The 19,296-nt window shown below is 64.2% G+C and carries 18 protein-coding genes; 11 read left to right on the top strand and 7 right to left on the bottom strand.

Annotation, left to right across the window (positions count from 1 at the left end; all coding sequences use genetic code 11):
• Window positions 1-37: 37 nt before the first annotated feature.
• The 4 genes from rpoH to ftsY form a co-directional block, all read right to left on the bottom strand.
• Window positions 38-892, bottom strand: a complete 855-nt coding sequence (gene rpoH / locus FEM01_RS16090; protein ID WP_138220481.1) for an RNA polymerase sigma factor RpoH — start codon at window positions 890-892, stop codon at window positions 38-40.
• Window positions 893-1,000: 108 nt separating this feature from the next.
• Window positions 1,001-2,029 carry a permease-like cell division protein FtsX gene (ftsX, locus tag FEM01_RS16095; RefSeq protein WP_138220482.1) on the bottom strand — a complete coding sequence of 343 codons (1,029 nt, stop codon included), beginning with the start codon at window positions 2,027-2,029 and terminating at the stop codon, window positions 1,001-1,003.
• Window positions 2,026-2,697, bottom strand: coding sequence for a cell division ATP-binding protein FtsE (gene ftsE / locus FEM01_RS16100; protein ID WP_011531723.1), 672 nt, complete (start codon window positions 2,695-2,697; stop codon window positions 2,026-2,028). Before ftsE ends, ftsX begins: the two co-directional genes overlap by 4 nt.
• Window positions 2,694-4,154 (bottom strand): signal recognition particle-docking protein FtsY, encoded by a 1,461-nt coding sequence (gene ftsY, locus FEM01_RS16105; RefSeq protein WP_138220483.1) that lies wholly within the window; start codon window positions 4,152-4,154, stop codon window positions 2,694-2,696. The genes ftsE and ftsY overlap by 4 nt, the downstream gene beginning before the upstream one ends.
• Window positions 4,155-4,388: 234 nt before the next feature.
• On the opposite strand from ftsY, the gene FEM01_RS16110 reads away from it, so the two are divergent.
• The 6 genes from FEM01_RS16110 to FEM01_RS16135 all read left to right on the top strand — a co-directional run bounded on the left by FEM01_RS16110 (window position 4,389) and on the right by FEM01_RS16135 (window position 11,569).
• Window positions 4,389-5,744 carry a M16 family metallopeptidase gene (locus FEM01_RS16110; RefSeq protein ID WP_138220484.1) on the top strand — a complete coding sequence of 452 codons (1,356 nt, stop codon included), beginning with the start codon at window positions 4,389-4,391 and terminating at the stop codon, window positions 5,742-5,744.
• The gene (locus FEM01_RS16115; RefSeq protein WP_138220485.1) at window positions 5,737-7,212 is read left to right on the top strand and encodes a M16 family metallopeptidase; all 1,476 of its coding nucleotides are present in this window, start codon (window positions 5,737-5,739) and stop codon (window positions 7,210-7,212) included. The genes FEM01_RS16110 and FEM01_RS16115 overlap by 8 nt, the downstream gene beginning before the upstream one ends.
• The gene (rsmD, locus tag FEM01_RS16120; protein ID WP_138220486.1) at window positions 7,212-7,805 is read left to right on the top strand and encodes a 16S rRNA (guanine(966)-N(2))-methyltransferase RsmD; all 594 of its coding nucleotides are present in this window, start codon (window positions 7,212-7,214) and stop codon (window positions 7,803-7,805) included. Before FEM01_RS16115 ends, rsmD begins: the two co-directional genes overlap by 1 nt.
• 95 nt (window positions 7,806-7,900) lie before the next feature.
• On the top strand, window positions 7,901-9,184 hold the full coding sequence (locus FEM01_RS16125) for a M16 family metallopeptidase (RefSeq protein WP_138220487.1): 1,284 nt from the start codon (window positions 7,901-7,903) through the stop codon (window positions 9,182-9,184).
• Window positions 9,177-10,514: a M16 family metallopeptidase gene (locus tag FEM01_RS16130; protein ID WP_138220488.1), complete on the top strand. Its 1,338-nt coding sequence runs from the start codon at window positions 9,177-9,179 to the stop codon at window positions 10,512-10,514. Before FEM01_RS16125 ends, FEM01_RS16130 begins: the two co-directional genes overlap by 8 nt.
• A gap of 62 nt (window positions 10,515-10,576) precedes the next feature.
• The gene (locus tag FEM01_RS16135; protein ID WP_138220489.1) at window positions 10,577-11,569 is read left to right on the top strand and encodes a hydrolase; all 993 of its coding nucleotides are present in this window, start codon (window positions 10,577-10,579) and stop codon (window positions 11,567-11,569) included.
• Between the two features lie 21 nt (window positions 11,570-11,590).
• Here FEM01_RS16135 and FEM01_RS16140 read toward each other — a convergent pair whose 3' ends face one another.
• Both FEM01_RS16140 and FEM01_RS16145 read right to left on the bottom strand, forming a co-directional pair.
• A complete protein-coding gene (locus tag FEM01_RS16140) occupies window positions 11,591-12,445 on the bottom strand; it encodes a sulfurtransferase (RefSeq protein ID WP_138220490.1) in 855 nt (284 codons plus the stop codon).
• A gap of 36 nt (window positions 12,446-12,481) precedes the next feature.
• Window positions 12,482-13,147, bottom strand: a complete 666-nt coding sequence (locus FEM01_RS16145; RefSeq protein ID WP_138220491.1) for a TetR/AcrR family transcriptional regulator — start codon at window positions 13,145-13,147, stop codon at window positions 12,482-12,484.
• Window positions 13,148-13,316: 169 nt separating this feature from the next.
• Between FEM01_RS16145 and FEM01_RS16150 the strand changes: the two genes are divergently transcribed.
• The 5 genes from FEM01_RS16150 (at window position 13,317) to FEM01_RS16170 (ending at window position 17,831) form a co-directional block, all read left to right on the top strand.
• Window positions 13,317-14,747, top strand: a complete 1,431-nt coding sequence (locus FEM01_RS16150) for a coniferyl aldehyde dehydrogenase (protein WP_138220492.1) — start codon at window positions 13,317-13,319, stop codon at window positions 14,745-14,747.
• Between the two features lie 13 nt (window positions 14,748-14,760).
• Entirely contained in the window at window positions 14,761-15,246 is a 486-nt protein-coding gene (locus FEM01_RS16155) for a twin-arginine translocation pathway signal protein (protein WP_138220493.1), read from the top strand.
• Between the two features lie 34 nt (window positions 15,247-15,280).
• Window positions 15,281-16,879, top strand: coding sequence for a GMC family oxidoreductase (locus tag FEM01_RS16160; RefSeq protein WP_138220494.1), 1,599 nt, complete (start codon window positions 15,281-15,283; stop codon window positions 16,877-16,879).
• Between the two features lie 111 nt (window positions 16,880-16,990).
• Window positions 16,991-17,470, top strand: a complete 480-nt coding sequence (coaD, locus tag FEM01_RS16165) for a pantetheine-phosphate adenylyltransferase (RefSeq protein WP_138220495.1) — start codon at window positions 16,991-16,993, stop codon at window positions 17,468-17,470.
• Window positions 17,471-17,579: 109 nt separating this feature from the next.
• Window positions 17,580-17,831, top strand: a complete 252-nt coding sequence (locus FEM01_RS16170; RefSeq protein WP_011531711.1) for a YfhL family 4Fe-4S dicluster ferredoxin — start codon at window positions 17,580-17,582, stop codon at window positions 17,829-17,831.
• An 85-nt stretch (window positions 17,832-17,916) separates the two neighbouring features.
• On the opposite strand, the gene FEM01_RS16175 is transcribed toward FEM01_RS16170, so the two are convergent.
• Window positions 17,917-19,221 carry an OprD family porin gene (locus tag FEM01_RS16175; protein WP_138220496.1) on the bottom strand — a complete coding sequence of 435 codons (1,305 nt, stop codon included), beginning with the start codon at window positions 19,219-19,221 and terminating at the stop codon, window positions 17,917-17,919.
• Window positions 19,222-19,296: the final 75 nt, after the last annotated feature.

Genomic DNA, 19,296 nt, shown 5'->3' on the forward strand with positions numbered 1-19,296 from the left:
GAACAGCGGCTTTTTTGTTCCAGCCAGGCGGGGTCGATCAGATCGTGATCAGCGCCTTGACCTTGTTCATCGCGTTTTTCTCAAGCTGGCGAATACGCTCGGCAGAAACGCTGTATTTCTCGGCCAACTCGTGCAACGTCGCCTTCTCTTCAGCCAACCAGCGCTGGTAAAGAATGTCGCGGCTGCGCTCATCCAGACCTTGCAGGGCTTCATGCAGGTTGCTGGTGGAGTTGTCGCTCCAATCAGCATCTTCCAACTGCAGCGCCGGGTCGTAACGGTGGTCCTCCAGGTAGTGCGCAGGAGACTGGAAGGCACTGTCGTCGTCCGCTTCGGCGGCCGGGTCAAAGGCCATGTCCTGGCCACTCAGGCGGCTTTCCATCTCACGCACTTCGCGGGGCTCCACGCCCAGGCTTTCCGCCACACGATGCACTTCGTCGTTGTTCAGCCAGGCCAGACGCTTCTTCTGGCTGCGCAGGTTGAAGAACAGCTTGCGCTGGGCCTTGGTGGTCGCCACCTTGACGATGCGCCAGTTGCGCAGAATAAATTCGTGGATCTCGGCCTTGATCCAGTGCACCGCGAAGGACACCAGACGCACACCCATTTCCGGGTTGAAACGTTTGACCGCCTTCATCAGGCCAACGTTGCCTTCCTGGATCAGGTCGGCCTGAGCCAGCCCGTAACCCGCATAGCTACGGGCGATGTGTACGACAAAACGCAGGTGAGCCATCACCATTTGCCGAGCGGCTTCAAGGTCCTGCTCGTAATAGAGACGCTCGGCCAGATCACGCTCCTGCTCGGGCGACAGCAACGGAATGCTGTTGACCGTGTGCACATAGGCTTCCAGGTTTGCACCGGGAACCAGGGCATAGGCAGGCTGCAACGATGTGGTCATTCAAGTACCTCCGGCTTACAGACTCGTGCCTTGTGGGCACTGCCAACATAGACCCGGAACCGTGAATTAAGTTCCTGCATGAAAAAAGTCAATGCTGGCAAAAAAACATTATCGCGGGGCCAGCTCGTTCAGGTGGCGAGCCACTGCGATCCATGCACCGATATACCCCAACAACACCGCCCCGATCAAGAGCGACAGACCATCGGAGCCCGGCACCCCGCCCAAGGCGAAGTCGCTGCCATACAGCCCCGAAAGCCCGATTACCGCGTCGTTGAGCCAGTTCAGGCCGAACGCGAGAATGCCCCATGCCAAAATGCCAGCCCCCAGACCATACAGGGCGCCCATGTAAAGGAATGGCCTGCGCACATAGCTGTCGGTGCCGCCCACCAGCTTGATCACTTCGATCTCGACGCGGCGGTTCTCGATGTGCAGGCGAATGGTGTTACCAATGACCAACAGCAATGCCGAAATCAGCATCACCGCCAGACCGAACACAAAGCGGTCACCCAGCTTGAGGATCGCCGCCAGACGCTCGACCCACAGCAAGTCGAGCTGCGCCGCATCGACCTTTGGCAACTCCGCCAGGCGCTGACGCAAGGCTTCCAGGGCAGGTTTGTCGACCTCGGTCGGCGTCACCACCACCACGCCAGGCAGCGGATTGTCCGGCAGCTCGCGCAACGCCTCACCCAGGCCAGATTGCTGCTGGAATGCTTCGAGTGCCTGCTCGCGGCTGATGTACTGAGCGTCGGCCACCCCCGGCATGCCCTTGATCTCGTCGCGCAGGGCCTGGCCATCGCGGCCACTGGCGTCGAGTTTGAGGTACAGCGAGATCTGCGCGGCGCGCTGCCAGGAGCCGCCGAGCTTCTCGACATTCTTGAGCAGCAGCGACAGGCCCATGGGCATGCTCAGCGCCACTGCCATGACCAGACAGGTGAAGAAACTGCCGATCGGTTGCTTGCCCAGGCGCCGCAAGCTGTCGGCCAGGCTGGCGCGATGGCTTTCCAGCCAGGCGTGCAGCAGGGTACGAAAATCCGGGCCATCGTCGTCGTGATCGCCGCGTTTTTTCTTTGCTGGCGCAGCTTCGGCGGCCTTGGGCGCTACGCGCTCGGAAACCTTGGGTGTACGTGTGGTGCTCATTGCCCGGCCTCCCCATCGCCGATCAAGCGGCCGCGTTGCAGCGTCAGCATGCGGTGGCGCATGCGCGCGATCAGCGCCAGGTCATGACTGGCGATCAATACGGTGGTACCCAGCCGGTTGATGTCCTCGAACACGCCCATGATCTCGGCAGCCAGACGCGGGTCGAGGTTACCGGTGGGTTCATCGGCCAACAGCAAGGCCGGCTGGTGCACGATGGCACGGGCGATGCCCACGCGCTGTTGCTGGCCCGTGGACAGGTCGGCCGGGAACAGCTCGCCCTTGTCGCTCAGCGATACACGCTCGAGCGCCGAGTCCACGCGCTTGGCGATTTCGGCCTTGGACAGGCCGAGAATCTGCAACGGCAAGGCAATATTGTTGAACACCGTGCGGTCGAACAGTAACTGGTGGTTCTGGAACACCACGCCGATCTGCCGCCGCAGGAACGGGATCTGCGCGTTGCTGATCTGACCCAGGTCCTGGCCTGCCAGCAGCAACTTGCCGCTGGTCGGACGTTCCATGGCCAGCAGCAGGCGCAACAGGGTGCTCTTGCCGGCACCCGAGTGACCGGTGACGAACAGGAACTCGCCACGGCGCGCTCGGAAACTCAGCTCGTGCAGGCCGACGTGCCCGTTGGGGTAACGCTTGGCGACCTGTTCGAATCGGATCATGCAGGCTCCCGCTCGGCGAACAACGCCTTGACGAAGGGTTCGGCCTCGAAGGTGCGCAGGTCATCGATACCCTCGCCGACACCAATGAAGCGGATCGGGATATTGAACTGCTTGGCCAGGGCGAAGATCACCCCGCCCTTGGCCGTACCATCGAGCTTGGTCAAGGCAAGGCCGGTCAACTCCACGCTCTGGTTGAAATACTTGGCCTGGCTGATGGCGTTCTGGCCGGTACCGGCATCAAGCACCAGCAGTACTTCGTGGGGTGCGTCGGCATCGAGCTTGCCGATCACTCGGCGGACCTTTTTCAGCTCTTCCATCAGGTTGTCCTTGGTGTGCAGGCGACCGGCGGTATCGGCGATCAGCACATCGATGTTGCGGGCCTTGGCGGCCTGCACGGCATCGAAGATCACCGAGGCCGAATCGGCGCCAGTGTGCTGGGCGATCACCGGGATCTGGTTGCGCTCGCCCCACACCTGCAACTGCTCCACCGCCGCCGCGCGGAAGGTGTCACCTGCGGCCAGCATGACCTTCTTGCCTTCAAGCTGAAGCTTTTTGGCCATCTTGCCGATGGTGGTGGTCTTGCCGGCGCCATTCACGCCCACCACCAGAATCACGTAGGGCTTGCTCTGCGCCTCGATCTTCAACGGCTGCTCCACCGGGCGCAGCAGCGCGGCCAACTCATCCTGCAACGACTGGTACAGCGCACCGGCATCGGCCAGCTGCTTGCGGGCGACCTTCTGCGTGAGGTTCTGGACGATGGCTGAGGTGGCCTCGACGCCCACGTCGGCGGTCAGCAGACGGGTCTCGATTTCATCCAGCAGGTCGTCGTCGATGGTCTTCTTGCCCAGGAACAGGCTGGCCATGCCTTCGCCGATACTGGCGCTGGTCTTCGACAGCCCCTGCTTGAGGCGCGCGAAGAAGCCCGGCTTGGCCGGCTCTACCGCGCTCGCCACAGGCACTGGTGCGACCTGCGCGGGCGCTGCGACGGGCGGTTCCTGAGCCGGCTTTGGCTCGGCCACTGGCGCGACCACCGGTTCAGGGACAGGTGCGAGCACGGCCTCAGGGGCCGAGCGCTCGGGAATCACTGGCGGGGCCTTGGGCTCCAGGTCCGGCACCAAGGCGACCGGTTCCTCGGCCACTGGCAGAACCAGATTGCTCACCGGTACGGCCGGAACCTCGGCAATCGGCGCTACCACCGGTTCAGGCGCAGGTTCAGCTGCCGGCATTGCTGGCGCTACCGGCTCGGGCGACACCTGGACCGGCGCCTCGAGCGGCGCTTGGGCCGAAGCGGGCGGCTCGACGGGAGCCTGCGGCGCAGCCTGTTCTAGGGCCTGGGCTTCAGGGGGTTGCGGCTGTTCGGCGACAGGTTGCTCCGGTTTCTTGCGAAACCAGCTGAACAGGCCTTTCTTTTCACCGGCCGGGGCCGGCGCTTTCTTGTCGTCGTTGGAACCAAACATGGAAGACGGCTATCTCAGGGTGGCGATGAGCCATTAGCGGCGCATCGGGAATTCTCACTTACGCAGAACAGACTACTGTGTAACCGGCTGGTTCATGCGCAACGTTTTGTCGTTAAGAGCCTGCAGGCCAGAACGGCGACAGGCATGGTCGCCAGGCAACCGGATCAGTATCCTAGCACCTCCTGGCCCGCCGACGCTAAACCCAAGCGGGCCGCCGAACAGGTTGAACACTGTATGAATGCTCTAGCCCGCCGCGCCGCTGGCCTGTTGCTCGGCTCGTTGTGCCTGCCACTGGCGGCCTTCGCCGCCGATGTGCAACCCACCCACGAATTCATGCTCGACAACGGCCTTAAAGTGATCGTGCGCGAGGACCACCGTGCCCCGGTGGTGGTTTCGCAGATCTGGTACAAGGTCGGCTCCAGCTACGAGACGCCGGGCCAGACCGGCTTGTCCCATGCCCTTGAGCACATGATGTTCAAGGGCAGCGACAAGGTCGGCCCCGGCGAAGCCTCGCGCATCCTGCGCGACCTCGGTGCCGAGGAAAACGCGTTCACCAGCGACGACTACACCGCCTACTACCAAGTGCTGGCCCGCGACCGCCTGCCGGTGGCTTTCGAACTCGAAGCCGACCGCATGGCCAGCCTGCGCCTGCCTGCCGACGAGTTCAGTCGCGAAATCGAGGTCATCAAGGAAGAACGCCGCCTGCGCACTGATGATCAGCCCAGCGCCAAGGCTTTCGAGCTGTTCCGCGCCATGGCCTATCCGGCCAGCGGCTACCACACCCCGACCATCGGCTGGATGGCTGATCTCGAACGCATGAAAGTCGAGGAGCTGCGCCACTGGTATGAAACCTGGTACGCCCCGAACAACGCGACGCTCGTGGTGGTCGGCGATGTCACCCCCGACGAGGTGAAAACCCTGGCGCAGAAGTATTTCGGCGCTATCGCACGACGTACCCTTGCCCCCAGCAAGCTGCCGCTGGAACTGGCCGAGCCCGGTCAGCGCCAGCTCACCCTGCACGTGCGCACGCAACTGCCGAGCCTGATCTACGGTTTCAACGTTCCGGCCATGGCCACCGCCAAGGATCCGCGCACCGTCAATGCCCTGCGTCTGATCTCGGCGTTGCTCGACGGCGGCTACAGCGCACGCATGCCGGCACGCCTGGAGCGTGGCCAGGAGTTGGTGGCCGGGGCGTCGTCCAGCTATAACGCGTTCACCCGTGGCGACAGCCTCTTCCTGATCTCCGCCACCCCCAACGTGCAGAAACACAAAACCCTCGTCGACGTCGAAAAAGGCGTGTGGCAGTTGCTCGACGAACTCAAGACCACCCCACCGACCGCCGAAGAGTTGGAGCGCGTGCGCGCCCAGGTCATCGCCGGCCTGGTCTACGACCGTGACTCCATCAGCAGCCAGGCCACCACCATCGGCCAGTTGGAGACCGTGGGCCTGTCGTGGAAGCTCATCGACAACGAACTTGACGACCTCAAGCGCGTCACCCCACAGGACATCCAGGATGCCGCCCGCACCTACTTCACCCGCGAACGCCTGAGCGTTGCCCACGTACTGCCCGAGGAGTCCGCTGATGAGTGATCGCAGCGCACCGCGCTACACCCTGTTCGGCCTTGCGATCATCGCGCTGGTGGTGGCCATCGCCGTGCTGCTCGCACGTCCGGCCCAATCCGAAACCGCCGCACGCCCGGCCAATTCGCTGCAATCGCTGGCTGAGCTGGACGGCAAGGCCCCCAGCCGGCGCCAGTTGAACATTCAGCACTGGACCACTGCCGAAGGCGCCCGCGTACTGTTCGTCGAAGCCCACGAATTGCCGATGTTCGACCTGCGCCTGACCTTCGCTGCCGGCAGCAGCCAGGACGGCGGAAGCCCCGGCCTGGCGACCCTGACCAACGCCATGCTCAACGAAGGCGTGGCCGGCAAGGATGTCACCGCCATCGCCGAAGGGTTCGAGGGCTTGGGCGCGGACTTTGGCAACGGCTCCTACCGCGACATGGCCGTCGCCTCGCTGCGCAGCCTCAGCGCCGCCGACAAGCGCGAGCCGGCGCTCAAACTGTTCACCGACGTGGTCGGCAAGCCGACCTTCCCGCAAGAGGCGCTGGCCCGCATCAAGAACCAGTTGCTGGCTGGCTTCGAGTACGAGAAGCAGAACCCGGGCAAGATCGGTAGCAAGGCGCTGTTCGCCAAGCTGTACGGCGAGCACCCCTACGCCCACCCCAGCGATGGCACCGCACAAAGCCTCCCCGGCATCACCCTGGAGCAGCTGCGCGCCTTCCACGCCAAGGCCTACGCCGCCGGCAACACGGTGATTGCCCTGGTCGGCGACCTCAGCCGCGACGAAGCCGAGGCCATCGCCGCCCAGGTGTCCGCCGGCCTGCCCAAAGGCCAGGCCCTTGCCAAGCCCGTGCAGCCAGTCGAGCCCAAACCGGGCGCCACCCACATCGACTTCCCGAGCAAGCAGACCCACCTGATGCTGGCCGAGCTGGGCATCGACCGTAACGATCCAGACTGGGCGGCCCTTTCGCTGGGCAACCAGATCCTCGGCGGCGGCGCCTTCGGCACACGCCTTATGAGCGAAGTCCGCGAAAAACGCGGCCTCACCTACGGTGTGTACTCGGTATTCAGCCCGATGCAGGTACGCGGCCCGTTCATGATCAACCTGCAGACCCGCGCCGAGTTGAGCGAAGGCACCCTCACGCTGGTCAAGGACATCCTCACCGACTACCTGAAGACCGGCCCGACGCAACAGGAGCTGGATGACGCCAAGCGCGAACTGGCCGGTAGCTTCCCGCTTTCTAACGCCAGCAACTCGAGCATCGTCGGTCAGCTCGGCGCCATCGGTTTCTACAACCTGCCCCTGAGCTGGCTGGAAGACTTCATGCAGCAATCCCAGGCGCTGACCGTCGAGCAGGTGAAAGCGGCCATGAACAAACACCTGGCGGCCGACAAGCTGGTGATCGTCACCGTTGGCCCGAAGGTCGAGCAAAAGCCGCTGCCAGCCCCCACTGACAAACCCGCCGAGCAACCCCTCGGCGTTCCGGAGCACTGATGGCCAGACCGTCCACACCCACCCACGCCCCTAGCAAAGGGGCCGGGCACCTGCGCATCATCGCCGGCGAATGGCGCAGCCGCCGCCTGGCGGTGCCCGAGGGCGAAGGCCTGCGCCCGACCCCCGACCGCGTGCGCGAAACCCTGTTCAACTGGCTGGCGCCCTACATCGAAGGCGCCCAGGTACTCGACGCCTTCAGCGGCAGCGGTGCACTGGTACTCGAAGCCCTGTCGCGCGGGGCAGAGAATGCCGTGGCCTTGGACAGCAATCCCGCAGCCATCGCCAACCTCAAGCACAACCTCGAATTGCTGCGCTGCCCGCGCGGGCAAATTCTGCAGACCGATGCACTGCGCTACCTGCAAGGCCCGACCAAGCAGCAGTTCGACGTGGTGTTCCTCGACCCGCCGTTCCACCAGGACCTGCTGGCCAACACCTGCAACCTGTTGGAGCAGGGGCTGTGGCTACGCGAACAGGCGTGGATCTACACCGAGAGCGAGGCCGCCCCTTCGTCGCTGGCGATGCCCGGCAACTGGCGCCTGCACCGCGAGAAAAAGACCGGCCAAGTGCACTACGCACTGTGGCAGCGCGGCTAACATCTCGCGCACAGCCTGCGGATAGATAGTTACCGCAGGCTATCCCCCTGCATGACTGAGACTGCCTTCCGGTTTCCAATCGGAGCGCTCCAGTCATGCCCACCCTCCCTCCTTCGGTGCAGTGCTTCACCCTGAGCAATGGCCTACGGGTCTACCTGCGCGAGGACCACCGCGCCCCGCTGATCAGCGCACAACTGTGGTACCACGTTGGCGCCAGCCATGAAACACCCGGCCAGACGGGCATTTCGCACCTGCTCGAACACTTGATGTTCGAGGGCAGCAGTAAACTCGCACCGGGCGAGTACTCGACCTTGATGACCCGCATCGGCGCCGAACCGAACGCGTTCACCACCCATGACGCGACCGTCTACCCGCTGACACTGCCCGCCAATCGCCTTGAAATCGGCCTCGAAGCCATGGCCGACGCGATGGCTAGCGCGAAGCTGGACCCCGCGCCATTCGGCCGCGAACGCAACGTGGTGATCGCCGAACGGCGCAGCGACATCGACAACTACCCGCTGGCGCGGGCCTTGGAACAGCACACCATCCTGGCCCATGGCAGCAGCCGTTACGCCAATCCGGTCATCGGTCATCTGGCCGACCTGCAACAGTTCACCGAAGCCAACGCCCGCGCCTGGTATCAGGCCTGGTACCGCCCCAACAACGCGAGCCTGGCGGTGGCCGGCGCCATCGACCTGGGTCATTTACGTAGCCTGGTGCAGCGCCACTTCGCAGCGATTGCAGCAGCGCCCTTACCGCCAACCCGTGCGCCACGAGCGGACATCGACCTTGCTCGACGCAGCCAGACCCTGCGCCAAGCAGGCCTGCGCAGTGGCGTGCTGATGAGTTTCAACGTACCCAGCCACTGCACGGCCGCCAGTGCGGAGCTAACCCTCGCGCTAAGCCTGATACCGGACCTGCTCGGCGAAGGCCGCAGTGCTCGCCTCAAACGCCGGCTGATCTATCAAACACCGTTGCTGCAAGCCTTGTCGTGCCAATACGACCCTCTCAAGCGGGGTGACACGTTGCTGCATGTCTACGCCTTCACTGCCGACACCACCACGCCAGAGGCGGCTGCCGAGCGCCTTCTCGACGAGATCGAGGCACTGGGGCGAAGCGCGCCGTTGCCCGAAGAGCTGGAGCGCGCCAAGGCTCGCCTGCGCGCAAGACAGGTATTTGCCAGGGACGATATCGCCGACCAGGCGCACGCCATCGGCCAGCGCGCCGCCATCGGCCTGGCCCCTGCCCTGATGGACCACGAACAGCAAGCCGTGGAGGCCGTAAGCGCCGAACAGGTGCGCCAGGCGGCAGCGCTGTACCTCACCGCCCAGCGCGTCACCATCACCTTCATGCACGACGAGAACGACGCCGATGAATGACCTCAACGTCCCAAGCCGCCTGCTGAGCGCCCAGGGCCTGGACCTGGATGAGCCCCTGCAGATCGCCACCCAGGTCCAGTCATGGAAGACCCAGGCCAATACCCGCGTCCGGTTCGTCGAGTCGCATGGGCTGCCGATGGTCGATCTGGTCCTGCGCTTTCGCGCCGGCAGCGTCCAGGATGGTCCCCAGAGCGGTCTGGCAGCACTGACGCTTTACAACCTCGACAAAGGCAGCGCCGGCCTGAGCGCCGACGAGCATGCCCTGCGCCTTGAACGGCTTGGAGCAGTAGTCGATAAGCGCGTGCGCCTGGATTACGCACAGTTGAGCCTACGCAGCCTAAGCAGCCCGGACCTGCTGGTCCCCGCAATGGCCTTGTTCACGGACCTGGCTGCCCGCCCCGACTTCCCGGCCCTGGCGCTGGAAACCGTCAAAAGCCAGTTGCTCGCCAATCACGCCAGCCTCCGGACCCACACGCAATCCAGGGTGAGCAGCGAAATCTACCGGCATCTGTTCAAGGGGCACCCCTACGGCATTCCCGAAGGCAGCACCCCAGAGAGCGTTGCCGCCATCGATACCGACAACCTTCGGGCCTTCCATCGAAAAGCTTTTTCGGCCAACAACCTGGAAATGGTCATGGTCGGCGACCTGTCGCGCGCGCAAGCCGAGGCGATCGCCGAACAGATCAGCCAAGCCCTGCCACAGAACTGGGCGGCGATCGAGTTGCCCGCTCCGCCACCCGCACAGCCGGCCAGAATTCACATTGAACAGAGCGGCGCGGGCAACACGTTGGCGATGGCCCTGCCACTTTCGATACCGGTGAATACACCGGATTACCTGAGGCTGGTGCTGGCCAACGAGGTACTCGGCAGCGGCCCGGAAAGTCGCCTGATGCAGGTGCTGCGACAGCGCCATGGCCTGACCTACAATATCTCGTCACATCTGGTCCCATTGCAGACCGGTGGGCTGCTGCTGATCCAGTGGGAGGTGGCCTCGGCACACGTCGATGCCTCGCTCGCGCTGGTACGCCAGACCTTGGAAGCCTTCTACCAGCAAGGTCCCACGCTGGCCGAGCTGCACTTCGCCCGCCAGCAAATCGCCGGCCAGTGGGTACGCGGTGTCGCGCAGAACCAACGCCTGGCCAGCATACTGGCTGAACAGGCTCAATTGGGCCTGGCCGATGACTACCTGAACACCTACCTGCCATGCCTGGGCGCAATCGATACCCGGGAGGTGCGCGAGCTGACCCAATTCAACGTCGACCTGACCCGCCAGGTCGTAGCCAGCGTTGGCCCGGCCGTTGCGCAAATGCCCCTGCCATCGACCGACTAATACGCAGGTACAGTGGCGGTGTTTCATGGCACTCTAGGCGTGCACATCAAGAGTCGCCCAGCATGCCCAGCCTCACCGCCACGTTCCGCCCGGCCATCGGCCTGTCCAACCCGCATCTGCAGACCTTATGGGGGCCGCTGTGGCGCAAGTTACCCGCGCTCGAACGTACCCGTGAACGCCTGTGGCTGGGCGACGGCGACTTTATCGACCTCGACTGGCACGGACCTCATCAACCCGACGCGCCCTTGGTCGTGGTGCTGCATGGGTTGACCGGCTCGTCCAACTCGCCTTACGTCAAAGGTCTGCAACAGGCGCTGCACAGCCAGGGTTGGGCGAGCGTCGCGGTGAACTGGCGCGGCTGCTCGGGCGAGCCGAACAGGTTGGCGCGTAGCTACCACTCCGGCGCCAGCGACGACCTGGCCGAAATCCTCACCCACCTGCGCGCCCAGCGGCCGCTGGCACCGCTGTACGCGGTCGGCTATTCGCTGGGGGGCAATGTACTGCTCAAGTACCTGGGAGAAAGTGGTTCGGCCAGCCAGCTGCAAGCTGCCGTGGCAGTGTCGGTGCCGTTTCGCCTGGATCAGTGCGCCGACCGCATCGGACAGGGTTTCTCGAAGGTCTATCAGGCGCATTTCATGCGCGAGATGCTCACTTATGTCCAGGTCAAGCAACGCCACTTGCGCGCCCAGGGCCAACACGAGCGGCTGGCCGAACTCGAACGCCTGGGCCCGCTGCGCAACCTGCGCACGTTCTGGGACTTCGACGGCAAGGTCACGGCCCCGCTCAATGGTTTCAGCGATGCTCACGATTATTACCGGCGCGCCTCAAGTCGTTATTACCTGGGCGAGAACCGCACGCCGACGCTGATCATTCAGTCCAGCGATGACCCGTTCGTGTTCGACCATAGCCTGCCCACAGCCGATGAACTGGCGCCACAGACCCAGTTCGAGTTGCACCGTCGCGGCGGGCATGTCGGGTTCGTCGAGGGCAGCCTGCGCAATCCAGGGTATTACCTGGAGCGGCGCATCCCACAGTGGCTGGTGCAAGGGCTCTAGCCACGCGCCGGGCGCTACCGCTCAGTCGCCGGTCGCCACCGTATGCGCCGGATCATTGATCCACTCACTCCAGGACCCCGCATACAAGCGCCCCAACGGATACCCGGCCAACGCCAGGGCGAACAGGTTGTGACAGGCAGTCACCCCGGAACCGCAGTACGCCACCAATTGCTCCGGCGCACGACCGGCAAGCGTTGCCGCGAAACGCTGCTGCAACTGGGCAACCGGCAAGAAGCGGCCATCCACGCCCAGGTTGTCGGTGAACGCCGCACACTGCGCCCCGGGGATATGCCCGGCTACCGGGTCGATTGGCTCGACCTCACCACGAAAACGCGGCAGGGCCCGGGCATCGAGCAGGGTCAGTGCCGGATCGTCCAAGCGCTTGGCCAGATGCCGGGCATCGATCAACATCGTCATGTCTGGCGCGCCGCTGAAATTGCCCTCGCGCTTGGGCGGCGGGTCCAGGCTCAGCGGCAGGTGCGCCGCGTGCCAGGCCTTGAGGCCACCGTCCAGAATAGACACTGCGCTGCGCTTGCCCAGCCACATCAGCAGCCACCAGGCGCGGGCCGCGAAAGCGCCGGGTCCATCGTCGTACAGCACCACTTCACTGTCGTTATCCACGCCCCACTCGCGCAGGCGCTCAACCAACCGCTTGGGCTCCGGCAGCGGGTGCCGACCAGTGTGCCCCTTGATCACGGGCCCACTCAGGTCACGTTCCAGGTCGGCGAAATGCGCACCGGCAATATGCCCCAAGGCATAGCTGCGCTGGCCGTAGTCGACATCCTCCAGGGCAAAGCGACAATCGAGGACCACCAGACCCGGCGCGTCCAGACGCTCGGCCAGCTGTTGCGGGGTGATCAGTTGCGCAAGGGGCATGACAATCTCCTGATGGTTGCTTGCGAAGGCGCAGGCTTAACGCTCCAACGCCTGGTTGAACGGTACGTGGAACTCGCCACACAAGGCGTCTACCGCCGCACGCGAGGTGGGGGTGACGAAACCCTGCTCCAGCACCAGTACTTGATAGACGCCACGCTTGAACGCTTCTTCCCCCAAGTGCGCCGAGTGCTCGCGGGTGGTGCTGAGAAAACGCACCCAGGAGGTCAGTACGATCCAGGCGTTGATGGTCAGCGATTCGATCTGCGCAGCGTCCATCGCCAGGATGCCGGCCTCGACGAACCCCCGGTATATCGCCTGGCCCTGCTGCAAGCAGCGCTGCGAGAAGCGCCGGTAACGCCCTGCGAGTTCGGGGTCGCTGTCCAGCAAGTGCTCCAGGTCGCGGTGCAGGAAACGGTAGTTCCACATCGCCGCCAGCAACGCCTTCAAGTAGAAGCGCTTGTCCTCGACGGTGATCGGGCGGCCCTGGGGCGGGCGCAGAAAGCTGTCGACCAACGCCTCGTACTGACTGAACAGCACGGCGATGATCGCCTGCTTGTTGGGGAAGTGGTAGTACAGGTTGCCGGGCGAGATTTCCAGGTGCGCGGCAATGTGATTGGTGCTGACGCTTCGCTCGCCCTGCTGGTTGAACAGCTCCAGGCTGCTCTGCACGATGCGCTCTTGGGTCTTCATGCGCGGGGCCATGCTCAGCTCCAGTCTCCGGGCTTCATAAAGATGGGCGCATCATACGATCTGCGGCCGGGGGCGTCAGGTCAAAGCTGCGCAAATGTCCGCTGATCTGGCACAAAAAGCGCTCACGGGATGACGAATTAGAGTATAGGCTCTATTCATTCTTCACCCCGGTGCCCACGCCATGACCTCGACTGCCCACCTGCCTGTACGCTCTTCGGACCTCGCCGTTGAAACGGTGTTCGCCGAACAGCGCCAGGCTTTCGCCCGCCACCCCATGCCACCCGCCGCGCAGCGTCGGCAGTGGCTGAAAAGCCTGCGCGAGGCGCTGCTGGACGGGCAGCAGGCCCTAATCGAGGCCATCGATGCTGATTTTCAGGGGCGCAGCCGCGACGAAACCCTACTGGCCGAGCTACTGCCGTCGGTGCAAGGGCTACGCCACGCCGAACGCCATCTGCAACGCTGGATGCGCCCAGCCCGGCGCCGCGCAGGGCTGGCCTTCCAGCCCGCCCGTGCGCGGGTGGAGTACCAGCCGCTGGGTGTGGTGGGGATCATCGTGCCGTGGAACTACCCGTTGTTCCTGGCCATCGGCCCACTCACCTGCGCCCTGGCGGCTGGTAATCGGGTGATGCTCAAACTCAGCGAAGCCACGCCGGCCACCGGCGAAGCGCTCAAGGCACTGCTGGGGACGGTATTCCCGCAAGACCTGGTCAGCGTGGTCCTCGGAGACGTGGCGGTGGGCCAGGCCTTCGCTCGCCTGCCGTTCGATCACCTGCTGTTCACCGGCGCCACCGGCATTGGTCGACAGGTGATGCTGGCAGCGGCGCAGAACCTTACCCCGGTCACCCTTGAATTGGGTGGCAAGTCCCCGGCCATCGTCTCGCAGGATGTCCCACTGGCCACGGTCGCCGAGCGTATCGCCTTCGGCAAGACCCTCAATGCCGGGCAGACCTGCGTCGCCCCAGATTATGTACTAGTGCCCCGTGAGCGCCTGGGCGCGTTTGCCGAGGCCTACCGCCAGGCCGTGCAGCGGCTTTACCCGCGCATCGCCGACAATCCCGACTACAGCGCGATCATCAACCCGCGCCAGCACGAGCGCCTGCAACGCCTGCTGGACGATGCCCGTGAGCAGGGCGCCGAGGTGCTCGATCTGTACCCACACGAAGTCCGCCAGGGAAGGCGCCTGCCCCCGCACCTGTTGCTGGACGTCCACCCCCGTATGCAGGTCATGCAGGAAGAAATCTTCGGCCCGCTGTTGCCGCTGGTGCCCTATGACCACCTCGACCAGGCGCTGGACTACATCAACCAACGCCCTCGCCCCTTGGCGCTGTACTACTTTGGCTACGACCGCAGCGAGCAAGCGCGGGTGCTACGCGACACCCATTCTGGCGGTGTCTGCCTCAACGATACCCTGCTGCACGTGGCCCAGGACGACTTGCCGTTCGGCGGCATCGGCCCTTCCGGCATGGGCCACTACCACGGACGCGAAGGCTTCCAGACCTTCAGCAACGCCAAGGCGGTCCTGGCCAAGCAGCGCCTGAACGCTGCACGGCTGATCTACCCCCCCTACGGCCGAGCCTTGCAGCGCCTGGTGCACAAGCTGTTCATCCGTTGAGCGGGGGGACTTCATGCAACGACGCGAATTACTCAAGTTCGGCCTCGGCGCAAGCCTGTTCCTTGGCACAGCCAGCCTGGCCGGCTGCACCCGGCAGACGCCTGCCAACGGCTATCACGTCCTGCGCGACGATGACCTGCCGCTGTTGCAGGCGCTGATCCCGGTGCTGCTGGCCGGCACCCAGGCGACACCACACACGGTATTGGAAAGCCTGGACGGCAAACTCGCGGCACTGTCGCCAGCGATGCTCAGGCTCACCCGGCAGTTGTTCGACGTGCTCAGCCTGCCGTTGACCCGCGGTCCGCTGACCGGCGTATGGGGTCGCTGGAGTGCAGCCAGCCATGCCGATATCGAAGCGTTTCTGGCGCGCTGGCGCAGCAGCTCGCTGAGCCTGTTGCGCCAAGGCCATGCCTCGCTGCTGCAACTGCTGCAGATGGCCTGGTATGAACGCCCCGAGTCCTGGGCGGCCTGCGGCTACCCCGGCCCGCCGAAGATCTGAGCCCACGCACGACGTCCACTGCACGAGGAAACCGATGCCCGTCCCAGACCCGTTTCGCCAAGGCCTCGAACGAGGCTGGACCACCCATGATGGCTCACGCCTGGAACACGACCTAATCCTGGAAACCGACGTCGCAGTCATCGGCAGCGGCGCAGGCGGCGCCACCACGGCTGAAACCCTCAGCGCCGCCGGCCTGAAGGTGCTGCTGATCGAAGAAGGCCCGCTGAAAACCAGCAGCGACTTCGACCTGCAGGAAAGCCACGCCTACGCCGCGCTGTACCAGGAAGGGCTTGGCCGGCTGAGCAAGGACGGCGCCATCACCATCCTGCAAGGCCGGGCCGTGGGTGGCACCACCCTGGTCAACTGGACTTCGAGCTTTCGCACGCCCCCACAAACCCTTGAGCACTGGGCGCGCGAACACAGCGTCAAAGGGCTGGACACCGCGAGCATGGCCCCGTGGTTCGAGCGCCTGGAACAGCGCCTGGGCATCAGCCCCTGGGCCGTGCCACCGAACGCCAACAACGAGGTACTGCGCCGCGGTTGCGAAGCCCTCGGCCATCGTTGGGCGGTGATTCCGCGCAACGTACGGGGTTGCTGGAACTTGGGCTATTGCGGCATGGGCTGCCCGGTGAACGCCAAGCAATCGATGCTGGTCACCAGTATTCCAGCCACCCTCGATCAAGGTGGCGAATTGCTCTACCTGGCGCGCGCGGTGCGTTTCAGCCATGACGGCGAGCGCATCGCGCAGCTGCACTGCCAAGCCCTGGACGCCCGTGGCGTGCACCCCACTGGACGGCAGATAAATGTCCGCGCCCGCCACTATGTACTGGCCGGCGGGGGCATCAACAGCCCCGCCCTGCTGCTGCGCTCACAGGCGCCGGACCCGCACCAACGCGTGGGCAAGCGCACGTTCCTGCACTTGGTAAACTTCAGCGCTGCACAGTTCGACATGCGGATCGACCCGTACTATGGCGCACCGCAATCGATCTACAGCGACCAGTTCCAGTGGCAAGACGGGGTCACCGGCGCAGTCGGCTACAAGCTTGAGGTGCCGCCACTGCACCCCGCCCTGGCCAGTACGTTGCTGGGCGGCCATGGTCAGGACAATGCCCTGCGCATGAGCGAACTGCCGCATACCCATGTGATGCTGGCACTACTGCGCGATGGCTTTCACCCACACAGCCAGGGCGGCCAGGTAGAACTGCGTGACGACGGCTCGCCAGTGCTCGACTATCCGATCACCGACTACCTGCGCGATGGCCTGCGCCGGGCCTGGCACAGCATGGCGCAGATCCAGTTCGCCGCCGGTGCCCGCCAGGTACTGCCACTGCATGGCGATGCCCGCTTCACCGGCGACCCTGGCCAGGCCCGGACGATGATCGACAGCCTGGTTCTGGAAACGTTTCGCATGCGCCTGGGCAGCGCCCATGTGATGGGCGGCTGCGCCCTCGGCGAAGACCCGCGCCAGGCCGTGTGCGACAGTCTGGGCCGGCACCACCAGTTGGCCAATCTGTCGATTCACGATGGCTCGCTGTTCCCCACCAGCATCGGCGCCAATCCCCAGTTATCGGTGTACGCGTTGGCCGCACGGCTCAGCGACGCGCTGGCCAACCGCCTGGCACCGGGGGCATGACAGCCGGCGCAGGCCCTGTCTATAGTGCCATCAGCCGGCCGGATGGCTTGGCCGGGCGCAGGCGCTGCGCTACCATCCGAGTCCCCAACGCACTCCAGCCAGGATGACGCGATGAACCGAGTGTTGTACCCGGGTACTTTCGACCCCATTACCAAAGGTCATGGCGACCTGGTAGAACGCGCCTCGCGGCTGTTCGATCATGTGATCATCGCCGTGGCGGCCAGCCCTAAGAAGAATCCGCTGTTCCCACTGGAACAACGGGTCGCACTGGCCCGCGAGGTCACCAAGCACCTGCCCAATGTCGAAGTCATCGGCTTCTCCACCCTGCTGGCGCATTTCGCCAAGGAACAGGGTGCCAACGTATTCCTGCGCGGCCTGCGCGCGGTGTCCGACTTCGAGTACGAATTCCAACTGGCCAACATGAACCGCCAGCTCGCCCCGGATGTGGAGAGCCTGTTCCTCACCCCATCGGAGCGCTATTCGTTCATTTCCTCGACCCTAGTGCGTGAGATCGCGGCACTGGGCGGTGACATCACCAAGTTCGTCCACCCGGCCGTGGCCGACGCGCTGACCGAGCGCTTTCACAAGTAGCGTTGGTGGCCAGGCTGTCGCGCCCGCGTGCACTGCGGGCGCGAATACGGCACAATTGCGCCCATCGCTTTGAAACATGCCCGGGCCCGATGCCCCGGCCGGAGTCTCCATGTCCCTGATCATCACCGACGATTGCATCAACTGCGACGTCTGCGAACCCGAGTGCCCGAACGCCGCCATCTCGCAAGGCGAAGAGATCTATGTGATCGACCCCAATCTCTGCACCCAATGCGTGGGCCACTACGACGAACCCCAGTGCCAGCAGGTCTGCCCGGTCGACTGCATCCCTCTGGATGAGGCGCACCCGGAAACCGAAGACGAACTGATGGCCAAGTACCGCCGGATCACCGGCAAGGCCTGATCGGCCTGCACCGGTCCTCTGAACGCCCTGCCCTAAATGAACAGCCCCGGACTATGCCGGGGCTGTTGCAGACGCCAGGTCAGAATCAGAAGATGCTGATCGGGTACTCGACGAACACGCGGACTTCGTTGCCGTCATCGAAGTAGCCATTCTGCTGGACGGCATTGTTGGTGCGCACGAACGAGCTACGCAGCTTGACCGACAGGTCCTTGGCCGGGCCTTCCTGGACGACGTAGCGCAGTTGGTTGAAGATCTCGCGCTCCTTGCCTTCGCCAAAACCGTGGGTGTTGATGTTGTCACCCACGACGTAGGCCACTTTGTAGGTCAGGCCCGGCAGGCCGAAGGCGCCGAAGTCCAGACCGTAGCCCAGCTGCCAGGAACGCTCGTCCTCGGCGTTGAAGTCAGACCAGTAGGAGTTGGCCAGGTAGATGGTCGAACCACCGTCGCTGGTGCCCCATGGCTGGTTCTGGTAGCCGCCGTAGTTGTAGCCGGTGCTGCCGGTGCTGCGCTGGTGCGCCAGGGTCAGCGAGTGCGGGCCGAAGGCGTAGGTGGCCGCCAGGCTCCAGATGGTGTTGTGGTCACCGGTCAGGCTGGCCTTCTCGACGAACTTCTTGTTGATGTCGGTCTTGTAACCGTTGAAGTCCAAGGTCAGGGACTGATCGCTGGCGATCGGGAACACGTAGTTCAGGCCCAGGTAGTGCTTCTTCATCACGTCTTCGTTGTTCGCGGTGTACAGCGAAGCGGTGAAGTTGTCGGTGACTTTGTAGCTACCGCCGAACACGCTGATCGCCTTCAGGTGGCCACTGTCACGGCCTTCGGCGCTCTTGCGTGCTTCCTGGGTGAAACGACCGGCGTTCAGCTCAAGGCCCTTGATCTCCTTGGAGGTGATCAGGGTACCGGTGAAGCTTTCTGGCAGCAGGCGGCCGTCGTCGTAGTTCAGCACCGGCAGGGCTGGCATCTGGTCACCGTACTTGAGCACGGTGTTGGAGATGCGGAACTTCACCGCTGCACCGGCGCGCGCCAGGTCATGCGGGCTGCTGGCGTTGCTGTCGGCGTTGGTGGTGTTGTATGGCTTGAAGAAGTCCACACCCGCGCCACCGTTGTGGCCCTTGCCGCCGTCCAGGCGCACGGCGTACAGGCCGAAGGCGTCGACGCCCACACCGACGGTGCCTTGGGTGAAGCCGGAGGAGAAGGTCCCGATGAAGCCCTGACCCCATTCGATCTGATCGTCGGTCCGGTGCTTCTTGTCACGGTTGATGTACGCATTGCGCAACAGGACGCTGGCATGGCTGTCCTCGACGAAGCCATTGCTCTGGGCCTGCTCATTGGCCTGTGCCTGGGTCGCGGCGATCATCGCCAGGGCGACCAGGCTGATCCTGGTTTTCAACATTGTTTGTTTTCCTTATTACTTGATCAAAAACGCACTGCCTAATAACGCCAGGAACCAACGCCCCTTCGTAGGTTC

It is taken from the genome of Pseudomonas mosselii (assembly GCF_005796105.1).
In the GTDB taxonomy this organism is placed as follows: Bacteria; Pseudomonadota; Gammaproteobacteria; order Pseudomonadales; family Pseudomonadaceae; genus Aquipseudomonas; species Aquipseudomonas mosselii_C.